Origin of the sequence: Sphaerisporangium sp. NPDC049003, assembly GCF_043197795.1 — a bacterium.
Lineage (GTDB): Bacteria > Actinomycetota > Actinomycetes > Streptosporangiales > Streptosporangiaceae > Sphaerisporangium.
The window spans coordinates 1-20,019 of sequence record NZ_JBICTU010000006.1 but is presented as its reverse complement, the minus strand read 5'-3'; the positions used below and the strand labels follow the sequence as shown (position 1 = coordinate 20,019).

Sequence of the window (20,019 nt, the reverse complement as noted above, 5' to 3'; positions counted from 1 at the left end):
CTGCGCATGAACCCTGACGACTTCCTCGAAGTAGATCGCGATCTGTCCGACGAGGAGCGGGCGATCCGCGACGCCGTGCGCGATTACTCGGCCGCCGAGCTCCTGCCCCATGTGGCCGACTGGTTCGACGCCGGCACCATCCCCGACCCGCGCGGGCTGGCCAAGGGCCTCGGCGAGCTGGGGCTCTTCGGCATGCACCTGTCCGGGTACGGCTGCGCGGACACCAACGCGGTGAGCTACGGCCTGGCCTGCCGTGAGCTTGAGGCCGTGGACAGCGGGTTGCGCAGCTTCGTCTCGGTCCAGGGCTCGCTCGCGATGACCGCGATCCACAGGTTCGGGTCGGAGGACCAGAAGGAGGAGTGGCTGCCCCGCATGGTGACGGGCGACGCGCTCGGCTGCTTCGGTCTCACCGAGCCCGACTCGGGAAGCGACCCCGGCTCGATGCGCACGCGCGCCCGCCGCGACGGCGACGACTGGGTGCTCGACGGCACCAAGATGTGGATCACCAACGGCTCCGTGGCCGACGTCGCGATCGTCTGGGCCGCGACCGACGAGGGCATCCGCGGGTTCCTCGTCCCCACCTCGACCCCGGGCTTCTCGGCCAACGTGATCCACAAGAAGCTGTCGCTGCGCGCCTCGATCACCTCCGAGCTGGTCCTCGACGGCGTACGGCTGCCGAACAACGCGGTCCTGCCGGGAGCCGAGGGACTCAAGGCGCCGCTGTCCTGCCTGTCGGAGGCCCGCTTCGGCATCGTCTGGGGAGTGGCGGGGGCGGCCAGGGCCTGCCTGCTGGCCTCGATCGACTACGCGAAGACCCGCATCCAGTTCGACCGGCCGATCGGCGCCTTCCAGCTCACCCAGAGCAAGCTCGCCGACATGCTCGTCGACGTCAACCACGCCACCATGACCGCTCTGCGAATCGGTCGGCTCAAGGACGCCGGGCTCGCCCACCATGCCCACGTCAGCTTCGGCAAGCTCGCCAACGTCCGCGCGGCACAGCGCGTCGCGGCCGCCGCGCGCAGCATCCACGGCGCCAACGGGATCACCCTCGAATACCCGGTCATGCGTCACATGGTGAATCTGGAGACGGTCGCCACGTACGAGGGCACCGAGGAGGTCCACGCCCTCACCCTCGGCCGCGCCGTCACCGGCCTCGACGCCTTCCGCTGATTCGTCACACCTCCACGAGGCGGCCCCCGAAAGCGCGCTCGGTCAGATTTCCTCTCCTGAATGTTCGTGAGGATGTAGAGATCCTGCCGGCCTGCTTCTACCTACAGGTGAGCGCCGAGGGGCGCCGGAACGAAGGAGCCAGAACATGAAGTACATGCTGCTGATGCAGTTCGGCCGGCAGGCCGGTTTCCCGTCGATCGACACCTGGGCCCCGGAGGAGGTCATGGCCCACATCGAGTTCATGCACTCCGCGAACGAGACGCTCACCACCACGGGGGAGCTCGTGGAGGCGCAGGGACTGGCGATGCCCGACCAGGCCAGGATCGTGCGAGCCGGTGACAGCGGTGTCCCCGTCGTCACGGACGGCCCCTACCCCGAGACGAAGGAGTTCCTGGTCGGCTACTGGATCGTCGACTGCGAGACCCAGGAGCGGGCCTTCGAGATCGCCGCGTTCGTCTCGGCCGCGCCCGGGCCAGGTGGTAAGCCGTTGAACATGCCGATCGAGGTGCGCCAGGTGATGGCGGGCCCGCCCGAGGAGCTGTGAGCGCTGGCTGATCCCGCCATCGACGACCTGCTGCGCGAACTCGCGCCGCAGGTCGTCGGCGTGCTCACCCGGCGCACCGGAGACTTCGCCACCGCCGAGGACGCGGTCCAGGAGTCGCTGCTGGACGCCGCGGACCAGTGGCCGCGGGAGGGCGTTCCGGGCAATCCACGTGGCTGGCTCATCCAGGTCGCGTTCCGCAGGATGACCGAGCAGGTGCGCAACGAGCAGGCCCGCCGGCGCCGGGAGCGACTGGTGGCCGCGCAGGCGCCCCCGGAGCGCTGGGCCGCGCCCCCGGCGGACGACGCGTACGAGGCCGACCGGGACGACACACTGATCACGCTGTTCCTGTGCTGTCACCCCGCGCTGACGCCGGCCTCCGCTATCGCCCTCACTCTGCGGTCGGTGGGCGGCCTGACCACGGCCGAGATCGCCAAGGCGTTCCTGGTGCCCGAGGCGACCATGGCGCAGCGGATCAGCCGCGCGAAGCAGCGCATCAAGGCATCGGGTGTGCCGTTCAGGATGCCCGTACCCGAGGAACGGGCACGGCGGGTCGGCTCGGTGCTGCACGTCCTCTACCTCATCTTCAACGAGGGCTACGCCAGCAGCGCCGGCCCCGAACTGCAACGCGTGGAGCTGTCCCGCGAAGCGATCAGGCTGGCCAGGATGATGCACGCCCTGCTCCCGGAAGACCGCGAGGTGGCCGGGCTGCTCGCTCTGATGCTGCTCACCGACGCCCGGCGGGCCGCGCGGACCGGCCCGCGCGGCACCCCGATCCCGCTGGCCGACCAGGACCGGAGCCGGTGGGACGGCGAGGCCGTCGCGGAAGGGGTCGCGCTCATCACCGCCACCCTGGCCAAGGGCGCGGTCGGCCCCTACCAGCTACAGGCGGCGATCGCGGCGCTGCACGACGAGGCACCGAGTGCCGAGGAGACCGACTGGCCGCAGATCCTGGCGCTGTACGGGCTGCTTGAGCGCATGTCCGACAACCCCATGGTCACGCTCAACCGCGCCGTCGCCGCCGCCATGGTTCACGGCGCCGCGACCGGCCTCGACATGCTCAAGGCGATCGACGCCGACGGACGCCTCGCGGGGAACCACCGCTTCCACACCGCCCGCGCCCATCTGCTGGAGATGGCCGGCGACGTGCGTGCGGCCGTCGAGGACTTTCGTGTGGCGGCCGGCCGTACGACGAGCGTCCCCGAGCGCGACTACCTCACCGCCCGCGCCGCGCGACTCGCCGCGACGGCACCTCCCGGGGACGGCGGCGCGGCTCGACGATGACCGCGACCCCCGGCTCGGGTCTCCCCGCCTCGCAGGCCCCTGAACCGCGAGGTCAGCTCATGGGGTCGGCGCCGAGGCCGGCGACGAACCAGACCGTCTTGCCTCCGCCGTCCGCCTGGACGACCCCCCAGGCGTCGGCGAGCGTGCCGACGATGAGGAGCCCCCTGCCGTCGGTGGCGTCGAGGTTTCCGGGGGCCTGGCGGGGCAGGCCGTCCCCGGCGTCGAAGACCTCGCCGTAGACCCGTGACCCGTCGCTGCCGAGCCGCAGTGAGAAGGCGGTGCCGCCGTGCCGGATGGCGTTCGTCACCAGCTCGCTCACGATCAGGGAGCAGTCGTCGGCGAGCGCTCCGGTGCCCCAGCTCCGCAGTTCCTGGCAGACGAGCGCGCGTGCCGCGTGGACGCTCCGGACGTCGGCGGACAGGATCCACTCGGCCGTGCGGAGCGGGAGACAGCCGAGGAAGTCCGAGGGGGACGGCTGGTTGGCGCGGAAGGTGACAGACACCTGCTTCTCCTTTGTGGGAGCGCTCCCACTCAGGTTACGGCAATAATTCGGTGATGTGAATCACTCGAAACATGATTGTTTCTCCGGTTCGGCCGTCAAAGCGCCTCATCCCACTGTGTTCACGCCTCACGAGTCCCACAGGCCTCAGCAGGCACGGCGATCCTGAAAGCTCGCTGGGAGCGCTCCCAACGTCGCAGGGTGAGCCTCCCTCGCTCAGGGGAGGGCGGCGGGCGGAGATCCCCGGGATCGGCCCCGGATGTGCGGGGTGGCCCGAGGCCGCCCACGAAACCAGCGAAAACCGCCGGGACCGGGAGGACGGCAGGACCGGGAGGACCGGCAGGACGTCCAAGGCGTCACCGGCACCGTCTCCGGTGGCCGGGTGCCTCTCACGCCCTGCCGGCGCTCATACGGGCGGGACGGCGTCGGTGCCGCTCAGCCGCCGCTCTTGCGGCGGAAGGATCGCTTGCCTCCGGCGGGGCCGTGGGCGCCGTGAATCTTGGAGGCGTCCTTGCCCCGGCCGTTGCCGTTCGTCTCCGCCTGGCTTTGGCGCTTGCGCTCCAGGGCCTCCCGGAACTTGCGCTTCAACTCGTCGTCCGGGGTCTCGGTTTCCGGCTCCGGTGCGTCGGCAGTCATGCGGACCTCCTGCTCTTGGACGGGGCAACCACTCAGCCTCGCACGTGCGCGTGCGTGACCGCCCGCCTGGCGTCGGTGTCCTGCACCCCGCCCCCGATTCCGTCACGCCCAGATCCGGCGAAGCACTCGCACATCATCTCACGGGTCGCCGTGCCCCATCGTACGAGCGTCCTGACATGTGCTGACTTGGTGCTTCAATCGCCCGGGGTCAGTCCCACCAGAAGGACCAGATGTGCTTCCCCCGGATCTCCTCGGCGTAGTCGATCAGCGTGCCGGCGCCCTGGACGATGGCGTCGGGACAGAACGCCCAGTGCTCGGCGGCGACGTGCAGGGCGTGCTGCGAGGTGACCGGGGGCGCGGCCACGCTCAGGTCGAGGGTGTTGAATCCCAGGCCGACCAGGCGGGCCTCGAACCGGTCCTCCCAGCTCCGCACCACGGCCGCGAGGGGGACGTTCCATTCGTTGTGGTGCAGCGCGCCCTGCCATCCCATGACGGCCAGGGCGTCGGCCCCGCGCTGGACGGCGGCCAGGCCCACCGGCGTCCCCTGCTCGGCCAGCATGGCGGCGTACCGGTCGGCCAGGGCGTCGGGGTCGGCCCGCGGCTCACCCGGCTCCGCCGGCCCCGGGCAGTAGGGGCCGAACGGGTCGAGGATCTCGACCTGGTCCTCGGCGGCCCGCTCGATCCAGTCGGCCCACACCTCCGCCATGAACGCGTCCACGTTGTAGTTGTCGATCTCGGCGGCCGCGTCCGGGGCGATCTGCCCGACGGTCCACGGCTGGACGGACTCCTCCATGAGGACCGGCCACAGGCCCGAGCGTGGATGGTCGGCCCGGAGCCTGGCCCACAGGGACCCCGTCACGGGCGCCTGACTCAGCCAGAACGCGGGACGCCGGTGCGAGGGGAACCTCGCATAGGTGGGGTCGGGCCACACCACCACCCCCGCCGGGAGCTCCACAGAGAGGGTTCGCCCGTTTCCGCCGTCGTCGAACAACCGGCGTACGGCCGGCGGCAGCTGCCGTCGCTCACTATGGTCCATCTCAACCGTTCCGGTGCCGAACACACCAATAGGATCCCCGTCTGCCGAGATGCCAGGGGGAGGATCCGCCACGTCTCCCGTCGTACCGCACAATCGCCCATCCTGTCGCGTGCCCCCGACATGATCTCAACCGTACGGAGACTCGGACAGATCAGCATCCTCCGCTACCGTGGTGATATGACGGATGCGACCGGTAATCTGCGCGCTTCGGATGCCGATCGAGACGCGGTCGCCGAACGGCTGCGGATCGCCGCCGGCGACGGCCGGATCTCCCTGGAAGAGCTGGACGAGCGGCTCGACCGGACGTACAGGGCGAAGACCTACGCCGAGCTTGACGAGCTCATCGCCGACCTGCCCGCGCTGACGCACGTGGCCGCCGGCGAGGAGCCGCTGGTGCTGCAGACGCGCTCCGGCCATGTCCAGCAGGTCGGCCCGTGGATCGTGCCGCGGTTCATCACCGCCGACTGCGCCTGGGGCAACATCAAGATCGACTTCACCCAGGCGGGCTGCCGCCACCAGGAAGTGATGCTCGACGCCAAGTGCGGCGCCGGCAACATCCTCGTCATCGTGCCCCGGGGCTGGACCGTCCGGCTGGAGAAGGTGACCAGCGGCATGGGGAACATCGTCAACAAGGCCAACGACACCCCCGTCCCCGGCCTGCCGGTCCTCCGCGTGGCCGGCCAGGTCAGCATGGGCACCATCAAGTTCAAGCACCCCCGCCGCTGAGGCGCCGAACGCGTCGAGACTCCGCGTGCGCCACCGGCGGCACCCGCGCCTCGACCCGCGGCGCGCGCCTCGCCCTCGCCCTCGCCCTCGTCCTTGGCCTTGGCCTTGGCCTCGTCCTTGGCCTTGGCCCGCAGCGCCCGCTGACGCCGCGATCTCGCTCCTGGCGCGTGCCGCGGGCGAGGCGGGTCAGTTCCAGGGGTCCCAGAACTCGCTGGCGACGATCTCCGGCGACGGCGTGACCCGGACCGGGCCCTCGCCGTACCTGGCGGCGAGGACGGCCCGTAGCAGGGTCAGCAGTTCCTTGTGGGTAAGGTCGGTCGCCGCGGCCCGCCACAGCACGCGCCCATCGCTCAGCCGTATGACCGGGTGCCACTCCTCCAGCGTCAACTCCAGATGGAGCACGCCGTCTCCTGTGTGATCGGGCAGCGTCGAGAGGAAGGAGGCCCCCACGGCCTCCAGCCTGCTCCTACGGGCCGCCACCTCGGCTTGCTCGCGTTCGGCCAGCTCGGCCAGCGCGGCCGCGACCGACTCCGGTGATGGCACCCGCGCCGGGGGGAGGCGGATCAGCCCCGCGCACTCCACCGAGCGTTCGTGCCGGCTCTCGGCGTAACGGAGATTGCTCCAGGAATGGTGGGCATAGAGGGTGTCGTCTTCGACCCGGTAGACCGTCACGTACAACTCGTCCTCCACCGAGTACACCCCTTTGGAGTACACGCGGTCCACCGCTCCGAAGGCATCCAGCGCGTAGTAGGGGCGCACCCCCTCCGCGACGTCATCGGGCTCGCCCGGTTCGTCCGGGACGCCGAAGATGCTCCTCAGGCCGAGCGAACCGGGGTACATCGGCCCGATCGGCCCGGGGACCAATACGCGGCCGTCGGGCATCCGCCAGCCGCCGGCAGCCTCGGCATCGCGACGGTCGACCATGCGGAGACCTGCCTCTCGGGGAAGGGGCGTGTACCAGGACGACCACCACCTTCGCCCATGCCGCTTGTATCCGACTTGAAGGACGGGCGAAGTGGGGTTGCCCCCACCAGTGAGGGCCGAGCGTGGTGTGCCCCCGCTCGCGCGTCCGCGCCCGGGGGCACAGAGTCGTGAGAGCTACGAGGCCTCACGATTCGGGCAGGCCCTTGCGTGGACATATACATAATGCGTTGATATAAGTGGCTTATGGATCTGCCCGTCGTGGTCACCAGGCCTGGCTTCCCCGCCGCCGACGTCACGACCGCGCTCGAAGGGCTCACGCGCCTCGTCCTTCGGCTGAGCGCCCGCGGCGACCTTTCCCTCACCTCGGTGGCGACGCTGTCCACGCTCGACCGCTCCGGGCCCTGCCGGCTGACCGACCTCGCCACGCGCGAAGGCGTGACCCAGCCCGCGATGACCCAGCTCGTCTCCCGCCTCCAGCAGGCCGGGCTGGCCGTACGGGCCGACGATCCGCAGGACCGTCGTGTCGTACAGGTACACATCACCGACGCCGGGCGCGCCGCGCTGGCCGAGCGCCGGGAAGCACGCGCAGCCCTGCTCGCCGAACTGCTCGACCAGCTCAGCGATGCCGAGCGGGCATCCCTCGTCGCGGCTCTCCCTGCCGTCCACAGCCTGACGCGCCTGGTGCCCGACGACCGTACGGGCGCCCGCCGGGCCTTCTGAACACGGAAAGCCCGCCAGGCCTTCTGATTCCCGAGATCCGAGTTGGAGCGTGTCGATGAGTGGTCATCCCGGCGGCGCGGGCGTGAGCCCGTTCAAGCAGCCCAAGGCCGTGTTCGCGGTCGCCTTCGCCTGCGTGGTCTCGTTCATGGGAATCGGGCTGGTGGACCCGATCCTGCCCGCGATCTCCCATGAGCTGAACGCGACGCCGAGCCAGGTCACGCTGCTGTTCACGAGCTACCTTGTCGTGACCGCGGTCGCCATGCTGATCACCGGCTGGGTCTCCAGCCGCATCGGCGCCAAGTACACCCTGCTGGCCGGGCTCGCGCTCATCGTCGTCTTCAGCGCGCTCGCCGGCGCCTCCCCCGGCATCGGGCAGATCGTCGGCTTCCGCGCCGGTTGGGGGGTCGGCAACGCGCTCTTCATCGCCACCTCCCTCGCGGTGATCATCGCCTCGGCCAGCGGCGGCTTCGTCGGCGCGATCATCCTGTACGAGGCCGCGCTCGGGCTGGGCATCGCGGTGGGCCCGCTGCTCGGCGGGCTGCTCGGCAACGTGAGCTGGCGGGGTCCGTTCTTCGGGGTCGCGGCCCTGATGGCCATCGCCATGATCGCGACGGCCGTGCTGGTGCGGCCGATGCCGCTCCCGGAACGTACGACCGGCCTCCTGGAGCCCCTGCGCGCCCTCCGCCACCGCGGACTGCTCACGATGTCGCTGACCGCGCTCTGTTACAACTGGGCCTTCTTCACCGTCCTCGGATACGCGCCCTTCCCGATGGGCCTCGGCGCGATCCAGCTCGGCTTCGTCTTCACCGGCTGGGGCCTCCTGGTCGCGGTCTTCGCCGTCTTCGGGGCCCCCTGGCTGCAGCGTCGCTTCGGCATCGCCCGCACGCTGTACGCCAACCTCGCGCTCTTCGCCGTGACGGTGCTGGTCATCGCCATCTGGACGACTCACCCGCCCGTGCTGGTCACCGCCGTCATCGTGGCGGGGATCTTCATCGGCGTGAACAACACGGTCACCACGCAGGCCGTGATGACCGTCTCCCCCGTCGAACGCCCGATCGCCTCGGCGGCCTACGGGTTCGTGCGCTTCATCGGCGGCGGCCTCGCCCCCTTCGCCGCGGGCAAGCTCGTCGAGCACACCAACATCCACGTCCCCTTCTACATCGGCGCCGGGACGCTCGTGCTCGGCATCGTGATCCTGTCCACGGCCCACGGCCACCTCGCCCACTCGGAGCGGGTGCAGGCATCCGGCGTGGACGAGACGGCCGGGGCCGGGGACCCGGCCCCGAAGGTCACCATCAGTGGACGCCGGCGACCTCGGTGGACAGACCGGCCGGGAGCCCGGACAGGGTGACCGCGCCGTCCTCGCCGACGGCCGCCGCGACCTCGGCCCCGGCGATCCGCAGCCCGTCCACGGCCACCGCGCCGAGCGGCGCCCCCGCCATCGGGCGGAGCGACACGCGGCCTGCGGGGACGTCGGGATAGACGCCGAGCGCCGCGTGCAGGACGGTGACGGCCGCCGCCGCCGACCAGGCCTGCGGACGGCACGCGGCGGGGTAGGGCACGGGCCGCAGGACGGCCTCGCGCGCGTCGCCCGCGTACAGCTCCGGCAGCCGGTAGCCGAACGTCTCCCCCGCCGTGAGCAGGCCCTCGGCCAGCAGCGCCGCCTCGGCCCCGAACCCGGCGCGGGCGAGGCCCGCCACCACGATCGCGGTGTCGTGCGCCCAGATGGACCCGCAGTGGTACGAAAGAGGACTGAAACCGCCGTCCTGCGCGGACATCGTGCGCAGGCCGAAGCCTCCGGCCATGGCGGGCGAGGCGAGCAGCCCCGCGACGGCCGCCGACTCCTCCGCCGACAGCAGGCCGGTGCCGAGCAGGTGCCCGATGTTGCTGGTGAGCGCGTCCACCGGCCGCTTGTCCCGGTCGAGGGCGAGGGCCGGGTGCCTGCCGTGCGGGCCGTCGACCCAGAAGTGCGCGCGGAACCGCTCGGCCAGAGCGTCCGCGTACGCGTGCCAGCGGTCGGCGCCGGGACGCCCGAAGGCCGCCAGCAGCGCCGCGCCGTGCCGGGCCGCCTCGTAGGCGTACCCCTGCACCTCCACCAGGGCGATCGGCGCGACGGCCTGGCGCCCGTCGCGGAACCGCACGGAGTCGCCGGAGTCCTTCCATCCCTGGTTGGCCAGGCCGCGCCCGCTGGTGTCGATGTATTCGAGGAAGCCGTCGCGGTCGGGGTCGGCGTCTCCTGCGAGCCATTCGAGCGCGGCCTCCAGTGCGGGAAGCAGCTCGGCCACCTCCCGCTCGGGCATGCCCCAGCGCCAGGCGTCGTGGAGCAGGCTCACCCAGAGCGGGGTGGCGTCGATCGTGCCGTAGTACGCGGAGGGAAGGCGCAGGCCGTTCCCCGTGACGGTGAACTCGTGCCGCCGCAGCTCGTGCATGATCTTGCCGGGGGCCTCGCCGGAACCGGGGTCGAGCTTCGTGCCCTGGCGGCGCGCGAGGACGCGCAACGTGCCTGCGGCCAGGTCGGTGCCGAGCGGCAGGAGCATGCGGGCCGCCCAGACGCTGTCGCGCCCGAACAGCGTCAGGAACCAGGGCACGCCCGCGCCGAGAAAGGTGTCCCCGGGGGCGCCCACCTCGGCCAGCCGCAGCGAGCGCAGGTCGTCGAGCGACTGGTCGAACAGGCGGACCAGGCGGTGGTCGGCGGCGGTGACGCGCGGCCGACCCCACTCGACGGGACGGGCGGGCGCCCTCACGACCGCCTTCGGGTCCTCGACGCCGGCCTTCCAGCGCAGCGTGGCCCGCCCTCGGGGCGGCAGCGTGACCTCCCACTGCAGCCGCGCGCCACTGCCCGTGCCGGTCTCCGCGTGGGCGTCTTCTCCGGTCACGGTGACGCGGATGCCGTCGGATTCCCAGGCGAGGGTGCCCGCCGCGCCGGTCGCCGCCGATACGGGGCGGGTGTCATCGCCGGACTTCACCGCCTCGATCGGGGCGAAGTCGCACGCCAGGTCGAGCGTGAACGTGGCCGTCACGGTCGCGGAGGAGGCGGACACGATGTCGATGGCCTCCTCCATGGCGCCCGGCGTGATCTGGCGGGCGCGGTCGACGCGCACCGTCGGGTCGGGGCCGGGGTCGCCGAGCCACCGGGTCAGGGAGACGAACCGCGCGCCGCCCGGACCGGTGAGGGCGTGGCCGATGTGCTCGGGCTCGCGGCCGTCGACCAGCAGCGTGACCTCGGACAGGGCACGCGAGTCCGCGTGGAAGAGGCCCTGCGCGCCGGCCGGGCGTATCTGCCCGTCGGCGCCACTCAGGGCACTCGTGGGCGCGAGGACCGCGCTGACGAGGTCGTGCAGCAGCGGCTGAAGCCGCGGTGAGACGTCGGGAGTCGAGTCGGGGGGCGCCCCGAAGGCCGTTTCGAGGTCTGCCACGCTGGTGGAGACGTCCTCGGCTTCGGGTGTTGCTCCGTGGTCGAACACCGATGGGCCCCCTGGGTCACGTCGTGTCGGCACCGCAAGGCGGCATGACCTCCGCTTGCAGCTTACGAAACATTGGCTTTACTTGAACGATCCAATCGTGCCATAGTCCGTCTTGAACGATCAAATGCACGAAAGGTGCCCATGGCCGACAAGGTGACGATCGCCGATGTGGCGCGGTACGCGAGCGTGTCGCGGCAGACGGTGTCGAACGTGCTGAACTCCCCGGAAGTGGTCCGCGAGGAGACACGCCTCCGCGTTCTGGAGGCCGTGAAGGCACTCGGCTACCGGGCGAACCAGGCCGCACGGCAGATGCGCACCGGCCGGTCGCAGCTGATCGCCGCACGCATCGAACCGGCCCAGGACGACGGCATCAACGGCTTCGTCTTCGACCGTTTCCTGCACGGGCTCACCGAGTCGGCGGCCCGGGCCGGCTACCGCGTCCTGCTGTACACGGCGGACGACCACGAGGCGGAGCTGGCCACCTTCGACGACCTGCTCGGGTCGTACGAGCCGGACGCCTTCGTGCTCACCAGCACCCACTACGGCGACCCTCGCACCGACTGGCTGCTCGAACAGCGGATCCCGTTCGTCACGTTCGGACGGCCGTGGGGCCTGTCGCCCGACCGGCGGTTTCCCTGGGTCGACGTGGACGGCGCGGCGGGGACCGCCATGGCGACCCGCTACCTGCTCGACCTCGGCCACCGGCGCGTCGGCTTCCTCGGATGGCCGTCCGGATCCGGCGTCGGCGACGACCGCAGGGACGGCTGGGCCCGCACCCTCACCGCCGGGGGCGTGAGCCCGGCGGAGATCGCGGAGCTCGACTGCGCCACCCAGGACGGCGTCCCCTACGGGGAGGCCGCGGCCCATGCCCTGCTCGACACCGACCACCCGGTGACCGCGCTGGTCTGCGCGAGCGACTCGCTCGCCCTCGGCGCGCTCCAGGCGGGGCGGGACATCCCCGTCATCGGTTTCGACGACACTCCGTCCGCCAGGGCCGTTGGGCTGACCAGCGTCAGCCAGCCGCTCCCGGAGGTCGCGGCCCAATGCGTGTCCCTGCTCCTACGGGCGCTCGAAGGGGACGGCGCGGGCACGCGGGCACGGCAGGCGGAAAGCCAAGACGTCGGGGGACGCACAGACGAAGGTGACGTGGAACGGGAATCCACGGCCACCGCCACCCCGGAAGCCCAGCCGGCACACGTGCTGCTCCAGCCATCGCTGGTCCGCAGACGGTCGGCCTGAGCGTTCCGGGAACTCACCACCCATCACGAAGATCAGGACAGTGCGATGATACGCAGACACCTCCGGACGGCGGCGTTGGCAACGGCCGCCTGCGGCACGCTCCTTGCCTCGGCGGCCTGTGGCAGCGGCTTCGACGACAACGCCGGCCCGAGCACCACCACCCAGAGCAGCGGGCCGGCCTCGCTGCAGATCCTCATCGGCTCCTCGGGCGACGCCGAGACGGCCGCCGTGAAGGACGCGGCGGCGGCGTGGGCCAAGGCCAGCGGCAACAACGCGACCGTGACGCCCGCCCAGGACCTCACGCAGCAGCTCGGCCAGGCCTTCGCCGGGGACAACCCGCCCGACGTGTTCTACGTGGACGCCGCCCGCTTCGCCGACTACGCGAGCGTCGGCGCGCTGGAGCCGTACGGGGACAAGATCTCCAACCCGGACGACTTCTACGAGAGCCTGCGCACCACCTTCACCCGCGACGGCAAGTTCTACTGCGCCCCCAAGGACTTCTCCACGCTGGCGCTGATCGTCAACAACGACCTGTGGAAGAAGGCCGGGCTCGGCGACTCCGACGTCCCGACCACGTGGGAGCAGCTCACCACGGTCGCCGAGAAGCTCAAGGCGAAGGGCGTCGTCCCGCTGGCCCTCGGCGACACGCGTGACCGCATCGGAGCCTTCATGGTCGAGGCCGGCGGCTGGCTCACCAGCCCCGACGGCAAGCAGGCCACCGCCGACAGCCCCGAGAACCTCAAGGCCCTGGAGTACGTCCAGTCGATGCTCAAGGGCGGGCTGGCCAAGTACCCGAAGAAGCTCGACTCCGGCTGGGGCGGCGAGGCGTTCGGCAAGGCCAAGGCCGCGATGACCATCGAGGGCAACTGGATCAAGGGCGCCATGAAGGCGGACTACCCCGATGTGAAGTACACCGCCTACGAGCTGCCCGCCGGCCCCAAGGGCAAGGGCACCCTGTCCTTCACCAACTGCTGGGGCATCGCGGCCAAGAGCAAGCACAAGGAGCAGGCGATCAGCTTCGTCGAGGCGATGACGAAGGTGGACCAGCAGATGGCGTTCGCCCGCGCGTTCGGCGTGATGCCCTCCCGCCAGTCGGCCAAGGACCAGTTCACCAAGGAGTTCCCGGACGACACCGCGTTCGTGAACGGCGCCGAGTACGCCCAGGGGCCGGTCAACGCACCCAAGATGGACAGCGTGCTGGCGGACTTCGACGCCGGGCTCCAGCAGCTCGACACCACCGCGCCGAAGACGATCCTCGCGCGGATGCAGAAGAACACCGAAAGCGCCCTCACCGGCTGAGCCACTCCCGGATCCGGCCCCGGCCCGCCGCCTCCCGTTTCGCGTTCCACTCCACGCGGGGCGGGGTGGCGGCCGGGGCCCTTCGGGAAACCTCTACCGGAAGGAGGTAGACAAGGTGGACATCACGCCTGGGAGCGCCCACCGCCGCGTCGGCCGCACCTCGGCCACCAAGGACAACCTCGCGGGCTGGCTGTTCCTGGCGCCCGTCGTGGTCATCCTCGGCCTGTTCATGCTGCTGCCCATCGTGATGGCGCTGTGGGTGAGCCTGACCTCCTGGAACGGCCAGGGCAGCCCGTTCACCGGCCGTACGCCGTTCGTCGGCCTCGACAACTACACCCGGCTGTTCACCCGTGACGACCTGGCACGTCAGGACTTCATGACGAGCATCCGCAACAACATCTACTACGTGGCGATCGTCGTGCCGGTGCAGACCGTGCTGGCGCTCGGGCTGGCGCTCGTGGTGAACAGCCGCATGCTCAAGGGCAAGACGTTCTTCCGCAGCGCGTTCTACTTCCCTTCGGTGACCAGCTCGGTGGCCATCAGCGTCGTCTTCCTGTTCATCTTCTCCAACTCCGGCGCGGCCGCCGGCCTGCTCGGCGTGTTCGGGATCAAAAGCCCCGAGTGGTTCTCCGACTCGCGCGGCCTGCTGCACCTGTTGCTCAGCGGCCTCGGCGTGGCCGACATCGACGCTCCCCCGGCCGCCCTGACCGACGGCGGGCCGTTCGGGCTGTCGTGGTGGGACTGGCTGTCCGGCCCGAGCGTCGCCATGTGCACCATCATCGCCCTGGTCGTCTGGACGACCTCGGGCACGTTCATGCTGATCTTCCTGGCGGCGCTCCAGGACATCCCGGTCACGCTGGAGGAGGCGAGCCTCCTGGACGGGGCCGGCCGCTGGCAGCGCCTTCGCTACGTGACGCTGCCGATGCTCAAGCCCAGCCTCTTCCTGGTGCTGACGCTGGGGCTGATCGGCACCTGGCAGGTCTTCGACCAGGTGTACGTGATGAGCCAGGGCAACCCGGCCAAGACCACCCTGACGCCTGCCTACCTCTCCTACCGGACGGCGTTCCGCAACTTCGACTACGGGTCGGGAACGGCGATCTCGTTCATCCTCTTCCTCATCATCGTGGTGCTGACGCTGGTCCAGCGATGGGTGATGCGCGAACGCGTGGCGGACGCGGGCCCTCGCACGCGAAGGAGCTCGTGACATGCCGGTGAACACCGACCGGGCCGCGAACCGCCGACCGGCGGACGGCAGGAGCCTGGTCTCCGCCTTCGTCGGCTACGCGGTCCTCATCTTCTCGGCCCTGGTCTTCCTCTACCCGTTCGTCATCCAGATCGCGAACTCCTTCAAGACCGAGCCGGACGCGACGGCGCACCCGCTGTCGCCGATACCCGACCCGGCGACGCTCGCCGGCTACGACCGGGTCTTCTTCGGCACCGACCTGCCCCTCTGGCTCGGCAACTCGCTCGTGGTCACGATCATCGTGACCGTCGGGCGCGTCTTCTTCGACTCGCTCGCGGGGTACGCGCTCGCGCGGCTCCGCTTCCGCGGCCGGCGGGCGATGTTCGGCACGGTCGTCGCGATCATCGCCGTGCCCGGCGTCGTGCTGTTCATCCCGAAGTTCCTGGTGCTCAACCAGCTCGGCCTGTACGACAGCTACTCCGCGCTGATCCTCCCGGTGATCGTGGACGCGGCCGGGGTCTTCATCATGAAGCAGTTCTTCGACTCGATCCCGGTGAGCGTCGAGGAGGCGGCGCGCATCGACGGCGCTGGGGTGTTCCGCACCTTCTGGTCGGTGGTGCTGCCCATGGGGCGTCCCGCCCTGATCACGCTGACGATCATGTCCTTCCAGGGCACGTGGAACGAGTTCCCGCACAGCCTCGTGGCGGTGCAGAGCCCGAGCCTGTTCACGCTGCCGCGCGGGCTGGCCGACCTGGTCAGCGGCTCCCTCGGGGTCGGCACGCAGTACCCCCTGAAGCTCGGCGCCGCGGTGCTCGCCACCATCCCGGTCGCGATCATCTTTGTGATCTTCCAGCGGTACTTCATCAGAGGTGCCAACGAGGGCGCGGAGAAGGGCTGAGCCGGGCGGGTTCCCTTCCTTGATCGAAGGAAGGGAACCCGCCCGGCATGTCATTTCCCGATCCGAAACCCATGTTTACCTGCGGCGACGCGGGCAACGCCCAAAGGAGGGAACACCGCCACCGGCATTGGAGGCAAGCCATGGCGAACGTATTCGAAGGTCTCGAACGGGACCATGAAGAGGTCAGGCGCCTGCTGGACACGCTGGAGGCAGGACCCCCGGTGATAGGCGTCAGCGAGCACCAGGGCCTGCTGGAGCGCAAGCGGCAGGTGGACAGGCTCATCACCGAGGAGTCCAAGCACGAGGCCGTGGAGGAGGAGCACTTCTGGCCGGCCGTCCGCGAGCTGGTCCCCCACGGGAACGAGCTGGCCGACCACGCGATCAAGCAGGAGCGGCACGCCAAGTTCGTGCTGGACGACCTGATCGACTACAAGCCGGGCGACCTGCGGCACGAGGAGACGCTGGTCGGGTTCATCAACGAGGCGCGCGAGCACCTCGCCTACGAGGAGGAGCAGGTCTGGCCTGAGCTCCGCCTGGTCATCAGCCCCGAGCGGGCCATGGAGCTCGGCGCGAAGGTCGAGCGCGCCAAGCGGATGGCGCCGACCCGCCCGCACCCTCACACGCCGCCGAACCCCGGCCTGCTCAAGGCGACCAGCCCGTTCGTGGGCACCGCCGACCGGCTCCGCGACCTGGTCACCGGCCGCGACCGCCGCTGACACCGCCGCCCACGCGGCGGTGTGACCACCGCCGCTCGCTCTGAGGCACCTTTCCACCGCCTAAGGGAAAGCCACGCCGGTGTTCGGTGTGCGGCCCGGAACGCCTGGTGTACAGCACTTTCCCGATTCCCCCATGCGCGCGCGCCACGCTGGACCGGTGACAGCGCGGAGTGACATTACTCGAATAGGCAGTCATTTCGGGGGACGCCGGTCGGGGGCCGGCACATGCCAGGGAGAGGTGTCATCATGCGTACATATACCGCCGCACCCGCTTCGCGAGCTTCACGGGGGCGCATCGCGATGCTCGGGCTACCGTTCGCCGTCACGTCCTTGGCCGGGCCGGCCCTCACGACGGCACCCGGTGGCACGGCCCACGCGGCCGCGACCCGCACCGCGACCGGCACCGCGACCGGCACCGCGACCGGCGGTCTTACGGGCACTGAGCACGCCGCCCCGGCCGGGGCGAGCGACGTGACCGTCACCGTGAACACCGTGACCGGCGAGCCCGTCAACGTACGGGCCGACGCGTCGGCCGACAGCAAGGTGGTCGGCACGCGGCGGGACGGCCAGCGGGTCACCATCGTCTGCCGCAAGGTCGGCGACCCGGTCTCCGGCACGTACGGCACCAGCAGGTACTGGGACCTGATCAGCACCGGCGGCTACGTCGCGGACGCCTACCTGAGCACCGCGTCCGGCACGCCCGTGGTCCCGCTGTGCGGGCGCGCGCAGAACGAACCGCCCCACCGGGCGCTCGCCCCCCGCGTCCATGTCGGCTTCGTCTCCCACCACCGGTGACCGGCGCGGGAACACGACAAGGGCCGCCGCCCGGCGAGGGGACGGCGGCCCTCGTGGCCCGCCGGCGCGGTGACGGGCCACGCCGACGGGTCAGCAGTAGCCGAGCATGGTGGAAAGCGCCGACTTCTCGCTGCTCTGGACGGTCAGGCCCCACTCGTACTTCACATCGATGTAGGCCTTCGCGTAGGTGCACCAGAACGAGGTGAGCGGCGGCTTCCAGCTCGCGGGGTCGGAGTCCCCCTTGGCCTGGTTCACGTTGTCGGTCACGGCCCAGAGCTGGGCGTTCGTGAGGTCGTTGGCGAAGGACTGGCGCTTGGCGGTCGTCCAGGCGTACGCCCCGGAGCGCCACGCCTCGGCGAGCGGCACCATGTGTTATCCGAACCCTGACATTGATGCCGTTGACATCTGTGACAGGAGTCTTGGCCGCCGGTTTCTCTATGTGAGCGTTGCGTTATCCGGTGTAGCAGTACGCTCCGCTGACAGCGACGACATGGGGAGCGAATTGGCGACCACACAACGGGTGGCGAGCGCGGAAGGACCCACGTGGACGGTCCTCGCCGGTGACTTTCGAGTCGCGGAGCCCGTCGAGCAGTACTTGGAGTACCTGCGATCGACGGACTGTTCACCCAACACGATCAAGAGCTACTCGCGGGGGCTTGCGCTGTGGTGGTCCTTCCTGGAACAGCGCGAGCAGGCGTGGGACACGGTTGGTGTGACAGACCTCGGCACGTTCGTCGGGCAGTTGCGCCGTAGGAGTGTGGCGGCGGATGTCGTTCCTCTTCCTCGTCAGGAGCAGGCGGCTGACGCGACCGTGGCGAGCCGGGTTCGGGCGGTGATGGGTTTCTATCGGTACCACGCTGCGCGCGGTGTGGAGGTCGCGGGCCGGTTGTACGAGACGGTGCGTTCGCGGCCGGGAAGCTACCTGCCGTTCCTGGAGCATGTGGCGCGCAAGCATGGCCGGCGTTCGAGCGTGGTGAAGGTAAGGGTCAGGACGAAGCCGGTCCCGGTCCTGCTGCCGGAGCAGATGGTGTCACTGCGAACAGCGGAGGCGTCCTGGGACGCCGCTGAGGGGGCGTGGTCGGGTGAGCTGCGTTACCGGCTGTTGTGGACACTGTTGGAGGAGACCGGTCTGCGGCTCGGTGAGGCTCTCGGGCTGCGCCATTGTGACTGGAAGACCGGTACGGGTACGACGGCGCAGGTCGAGGTCGTGCGACGCGAGGACCACCCGCACGGCCTGCGGGCCAAGAGCGGCCACCGGCGGATCTTCATCGGTTCGGCACTGGACCGTCTTTACGGCGATTGGGTGTGGGCCCTGTGTGAGGCAGGCGCCGACGTGGAGCTGGACGATTGGGACAGCGCGTACATCTTCTGCAATCTCCGCCGTGGGCGTCGTTTCGCCCCGCTGAGTCCCGAGAGCGTCTACAAGCACCTGGGGGCCAGGAAGCGCCAGCTGCCTTGCCTGCCGGTGGAGATGACGCCTCACTGGTATCGCCACACGCACGCTACGGCGCTGCTGCTGGCGGGCGTGCCGATGCACGTGGTCAGCCGGAGACTCGGACACGCCGACATCCAGACCACGATCAACACCTACGCCCACGTCACCGAGGACGCCGAGCTTCGGGCGTGCGCGGACTGGCAGAAGATCACGCAGTCCTGGGGGAGCTCGAATGGAGATTGAACCGGCGCCGCGTTCGGAGACCGGCGCGCGAGCGCTTGCCTCGCCGCGGACGGCGGAGCGAAAGCGCCTTGACAAGCGAGATCCGCGCCTGCCGATCGCCGAGCTCTTCAGCGAGGAGCGGGCCAGAGGTCTGTGGGAGAGCCTTCCTGAGGAGCACCGGCTGGACCACTTCGACTCGACGAACATGCCCGAGGACTACCGTCAGGCGTTCACCGTGCAAACCATCGACCGTGAGCGCGGCTGGTTCAGCCAGGCGCTCAGCTTCCGCGGCCTGCCCGAGACGATGATCTGGGAACTCGCGTGGTGCGTCCACCAGCAGGTCGCCGACGGATACAGCGTCGATCCGGCGCGTTTCCAGCAACTTCGGCGGGGGCTGAGCCTGGCCATTGAGCACGGAGGCCCTCGGGTACGTCATGTCAGGTCTCTTACAGCACTCTCCCACGAGGAATGGGCACGTGAGGTCCGTGGCGCGACGATGCGTACGAACCCGTCCGGCAATGCCGATCTTGCAACGCTCGTCTTGCACAGCGTCAAGCATCTGCAGGACCGTCTGGCCTACGCGTATCACGACGGCGAGTGGTGGCGCCTGAACGTGTGGAATCCGAGTCTGGACCGGCGGATCCCGCAGCGTGAACACGAACCGCATGGCCGGTCGGTCGCCAATTTCAGCCAGCTCACCACTGATTGGTTCCGGGAGGCGGCGAAGTGGTGGCTGTCGGTGCAGCTGTTGACGGAGAGGTATGTGTGGTCCTCGGTGAAGAGCCGACTGGACCATCTGAAGTGGTTCCAGTGGTACATCGATCAAGCGGGATGTGCCGGCCCTCAGCTTGTCGACTCACCCGAGCAGCTCAGGCCCTGGCTGCGAGGCTTGGTGGACTCCCTCAACAGCCACACGGCGATGACCGGGCCGAACAAGGGCGGCAGACTCTCAAAGAGCAGCCGCCGCGGCCCGCTGGTGACCATCGAAGTCTTCTACCGCTGGATGTACGACAACCGTGCCGAGGCCGCCGCAGTGCTCGGGGATCCGCGGTGGGCCAGACTCGGCCTCCACCACACCGTGCTGTTCCAACTGGAGGACAAGCCCAGACTCATCAACAAGCTCCCGGACGACATGGCTGTCCTGTGACAGCGAAGGCTGAGCATTGTCACCGAAGGTTGATGACCACTAGTTTCGTGCCACCGAAGGTTGAGTGACGCGTCGCCAGTCGTCA

General features: G+C 70.0%; 20 protein-coding genes. 14 read left to right on the top strand and 6 right to left on the bottom strand.

Annotation, left to right across the window (positions count from 1 at the left end; genetic code table 11):
* Positions 1-6: 6 nt before the first annotated feature.
* The 3 genes from ACGFIV_RS08150 (at position 7) to ACGFIV_RS08140 (ending at position 2,995) form a co-directional block, all read left to right on the top strand.
* A complete protein-coding gene (locus ACGFIV_RS08150) occupies positions 7-1,170 on the top strand; it encodes an acyl-CoA dehydrogenase family protein (protein ID WP_358558462.1) in 1,164 nt (387 codons plus the stop codon).
* A 145-nt stretch (positions 1,171-1,315) separates the two neighbouring features.
* Positions 1,316-1,714 carry a YciI family protein gene (locus tag ACGFIV_RS08145; RefSeq protein ID WP_358558464.1) on the top strand — a complete coding sequence of 133 codons (399 nt, stop codon included), beginning with the start codon at positions 1,316-1,318 and terminating at the stop codon, positions 1,712-1,714.
* Between the two features lie 3 nt (positions 1,715-1,717).
* Positions 1,718-2,995 (top strand): RNA polymerase sigma factor, encoded by a 1,278-nt coding sequence (locus ACGFIV_RS08140; RefSeq protein WP_392833504.1) that lies wholly within the window; start codon positions 1,718-1,720, stop codon positions 2,993-2,995.
* A gap of 52 nt (positions 2,996-3,047) precedes the next feature.
* Here the strand turns inward: ACGFIV_RS08140 and ACGFIV_RS08135 are convergent, their stop codons facing one another.
* The 3 genes from ACGFIV_RS08135 to ACGFIV_RS08125 form a co-directional block, all read right to left on the bottom strand.
* Complete coding sequence (locus ACGFIV_RS08135) at positions 3,048-3,497, bottom strand: ATP-binding protein (protein WP_358559103.1); 450 nt, start codon at positions 3,495-3,497, stop codon at positions 3,048-3,050.
* Positions 3,498-3,929: 432 nt separating this feature from the next.
* Positions 3,930-4,130: a DUF5302 domain-containing protein gene (locus ACGFIV_RS08130; protein ID WP_358559101.1), complete on the bottom strand. Its 201-nt coding sequence runs from the start codon at positions 4,128-4,130 to the stop codon at positions 3,930-3,932.
* 208 nt (positions 4,131-4,338) lie between these two features.
* Complete coding sequence (locus tag ACGFIV_RS08125; protein ID WP_358559099.1) at positions 4,339-5,166, bottom strand: DUF4253 domain-containing protein; 828 nt, start codon at positions 5,164-5,166, stop codon at positions 4,339-4,341.
* 177 nt (positions 5,167-5,343) lie between these two features.
* On the opposite strand from ACGFIV_RS08125, the gene ACGFIV_RS08120 reads away from it, so the two are divergent.
* A complete protein-coding gene (locus tag ACGFIV_RS08120; protein WP_358559097.1) occupies positions 5,344-5,892 on the top strand; it encodes a DUF1707 domain-containing protein in 549 nt (182 codons plus the stop codon).
* Between the two features lie 186 nt (positions 5,893-6,078).
* Here ACGFIV_RS08120 and ACGFIV_RS08115 read toward each other — a convergent pair whose 3' ends face one another.
* Positions 6,079-6,816, bottom strand: a complete 738-nt coding sequence (locus ACGFIV_RS08115) for a hypothetical protein (protein WP_392833084.1) — start codon at positions 6,814-6,816, stop codon at positions 6,079-6,081.
* A gap of 243 nt (positions 6,817-7,059) precedes the next feature.
* On the opposite strand from ACGFIV_RS08115, the gene ACGFIV_RS08110 reads away from it, so the two are divergent.
* Both ACGFIV_RS08110 and ACGFIV_RS08105 read left to right on the top strand, forming a co-directional pair.
* Positions 7,060-7,536 carry a MarR family transcriptional regulator gene (locus tag ACGFIV_RS08110; protein WP_358559093.1) on the top strand — a complete coding sequence of 159 codons (477 nt, stop codon included), beginning with the start codon at positions 7,060-7,062 and terminating at the stop codon, positions 7,534-7,536.
* A 55-nt stretch (positions 7,537-7,591) separates the two neighbouring features.
* Positions 7,592-8,887 (top strand): MFS transporter, encoded by a 1,296-nt coding sequence (locus tag ACGFIV_RS08105; protein ID WP_392833080.1) that lies wholly within the window; start codon positions 7,592-7,594, stop codon positions 8,885-8,887.
* Here the strand turns inward: ACGFIV_RS08105 and ACGFIV_RS08100 are convergent.
* Positions 8,832-11,000 (bottom strand): glycogen debranching N-terminal domain-containing protein, encoded by a 2,169-nt coding sequence (locus ACGFIV_RS08100; RefSeq protein ID WP_358559089.1) that lies wholly within the window; start codon positions 10,998-11,000, stop codon positions 8,832-8,834. The genes ACGFIV_RS08105 and ACGFIV_RS08100 overlap by 56 nt on opposite strands.
* 141 nt (positions 11,001-11,141) lie before the next feature.
* Here ACGFIV_RS08100 and ACGFIV_RS08095 point away from each other — a divergent pair, with 141 nt between their 5' ends.
* The 6 genes from ACGFIV_RS08095 to ACGFIV_RS08070 all read left to right on the top strand — a co-directional run bounded on the left by ACGFIV_RS08095 (position 11,142) and on the right by ACGFIV_RS08070 (position 17,130).
* Complete coding sequence (locus ACGFIV_RS08095; RefSeq protein ID WP_358559087.1) at positions 11,142-12,239, top strand: LacI family DNA-binding transcriptional regulator; 1,098 nt, start codon at positions 11,142-11,144, stop codon at positions 12,237-12,239.
* A gap of 45 nt (positions 12,240-12,284) precedes the next feature.
* Positions 12,285-13,538, top strand: coding sequence for an extracellular solute-binding protein (locus tag ACGFIV_RS08090; RefSeq protein WP_392833076.1), 1,254 nt, complete (start codon positions 12,285-12,287; stop codon positions 13,536-13,538).
* Positions 13,539-13,653: 115 nt separating this feature from the next.
* Positions 13,654-14,742: a sugar ABC transporter permease gene (locus ACGFIV_RS08085; protein WP_358559083.1), complete on the top strand. Its 1,089-nt coding sequence runs from the start codon at positions 13,654-13,656 to the stop codon at positions 14,740-14,742.
* A gap of 1 nt (position 14,743) precedes the next feature.
* Positions 14,744-15,619, top strand: coding sequence for a carbohydrate ABC transporter permease (locus tag ACGFIV_RS08080; protein ID WP_358559081.1), 876 nt, complete (start codon positions 14,744-14,746; stop codon positions 15,617-15,619).
* Positions 15,620-15,759: 140 nt separating this feature from the next.
* Positions 15,760-16,335, top strand: coding sequence for a hemerythrin domain-containing protein (locus tag ACGFIV_RS08075; protein WP_392833072.1), 576 nt, complete (start codon positions 15,760-15,762; stop codon positions 16,333-16,335).
* Between the two features lie 246 nt (positions 16,336-16,581).
* On the top strand, positions 16,582-17,130 hold the full coding sequence (locus ACGFIV_RS08070; protein ID WP_392833069.1) for a hypothetical protein: 549 nt from the start codon (positions 16,582-16,584) through the stop codon (positions 17,128-17,130).
* Between the two features lie 90 nt (positions 17,131-17,220).
* Here ACGFIV_RS08070 and ACGFIV_RS08065 read toward each other — a convergent pair whose 3' ends face one another.
* On the bottom strand, positions 17,221-17,499 hold the full coding sequence (locus tag ACGFIV_RS08065; protein ID WP_358561882.1) for a DUF1524 domain-containing protein: 279 nt from the start codon (positions 17,497-17,499) through the stop codon (positions 17,221-17,223).
* On the opposite strand from ACGFIV_RS08065, the gene ACGFIV_RS08060 reads away from it, so the two are divergent.
* Positions 17,498-18,808: a tyrosine-type recombinase/integrase gene (locus ACGFIV_RS08060; RefSeq protein ID WP_358561880.1), complete on the top strand. Its 1,311-nt coding sequence runs from the start codon at positions 17,498-17,500 to the stop codon at positions 18,806-18,808. The genes ACGFIV_RS08065 and ACGFIV_RS08060 overlap by 2 nt on opposite strands.
* On the top strand, positions 18,798-19,934 hold the full coding sequence (locus tag ACGFIV_RS08055) for a hypothetical protein (protein ID WP_358561877.1): 1,137 nt from the start codon (positions 18,798-18,800) through the stop codon (positions 19,932-19,934). Before ACGFIV_RS08060 ends, ACGFIV_RS08055 begins: the two co-directional genes overlap by 11 nt.
* Positions 19,935-20,019: the final 85 nt, after the last annotated feature.

Coding starts and splice junctions, on each gene's coding strand:
- ACGFIV_RS08060 (WP_358561880.1), top strand. CDS start 17,498: ATGTGTTATCCGAACCCTGACATTGATGCCGTTGACATCTGTGACAGG.
- ACGFIV_RS08090 (WP_392833076.1), top strand. CDS start 12,285: ATGATACGCAGACACCTCCGGACGGCGGCGTTGGCAACGGCCGCCTGC.
- ACGFIV_RS08115 (WP_392833084.1), bottom strand. CDS start 6,816: ATGGTCGACCGTCGCGATGCCGAGGCTGCCGGCGGCTGGCGGATGCCC.
- ACGFIV_RS08120 (WP_358559097.1), top strand. CDS start 5,344: ATGACGGATGCGACCGGTAATCTGCGCGCTTCGGATGCCGATCGAGAC.
- ACGFIV_RS08080 (WP_358559081.1), top strand. CDS start 14,744: ATGCCGGTGAACACCGACCGGGCCGCGAACCGCCGACCGGCGGACGGC.
- ACGFIV_RS08130 (WP_358559101.1), bottom strand. CDS start 4,130: ATGACTGCCGACGCACCGGAGCCGGAAACCGAGACCCCGGACGACGAG.
- ACGFIV_RS08150 (WP_358558462.1), top strand. CDS start 7: ATGAACCCTGACGACTTCCTCGAAGTAGATCGCGATCTGTCCGACGAG.
- ACGFIV_RS08105 (WP_392833080.1), top strand. CDS start 7,592: ATGAGTGGTCATCCCGGCGGCGCGGGCGTGAGCCCGTTCAAGCAGCCC.
- ACGFIV_RS08095 (WP_358559087.1), top strand. CDS start 11,142: ATGGCCGACAAGGTGACGATCGCCGATGTGGCGCGGTACGCGAGCGTG.
- ACGFIV_RS08065 (WP_358561882.1), bottom strand. CDS start 17,499: ATGGTGCCGCTCGCCGAGGCGTGGCGCTCCGGGGCGTACGCCTGGACG.
- ACGFIV_RS08110 (WP_358559093.1), top strand. CDS start 7,060: ATGGATCTGCCCGTCGTGGTCACCAGGCCTGGCTTCCCCGCCGCCGAC.
- ACGFIV_RS08145 (WP_358558464.1), top strand. CDS start 1,316: ATGAAGTACATGCTGCTGATGCAGTTCGGCCGGCAGGCCGGTTTCCCG.
- ACGFIV_RS08125 (WP_358559099.1), bottom strand. CDS start 5,166: ATGGACCATAGTGAGCGACGGCAGCTGCCGCCGGCCGTACGCCGGTTG.
- ACGFIV_RS08075 (WP_392833072.1), top strand. CDS start 15,760: ATGGCGAACGTATTCGAAGGTCTCGAACGGGACCATGAAGAGGTCAGG.
- ACGFIV_RS08055 (WP_358561877.1), top strand. CDS start 18,798: ATGGAGATTGAACCGGCGCCGCGTTCGGAGACCGGCGCGCGAGCGCTT.
- ACGFIV_RS08070 (WP_392833069.1), top strand. CDS start 16,582: ATGCGTACATATACCGCCGCACCCGCTTCGCGAGCTTCACGGGGGCGC.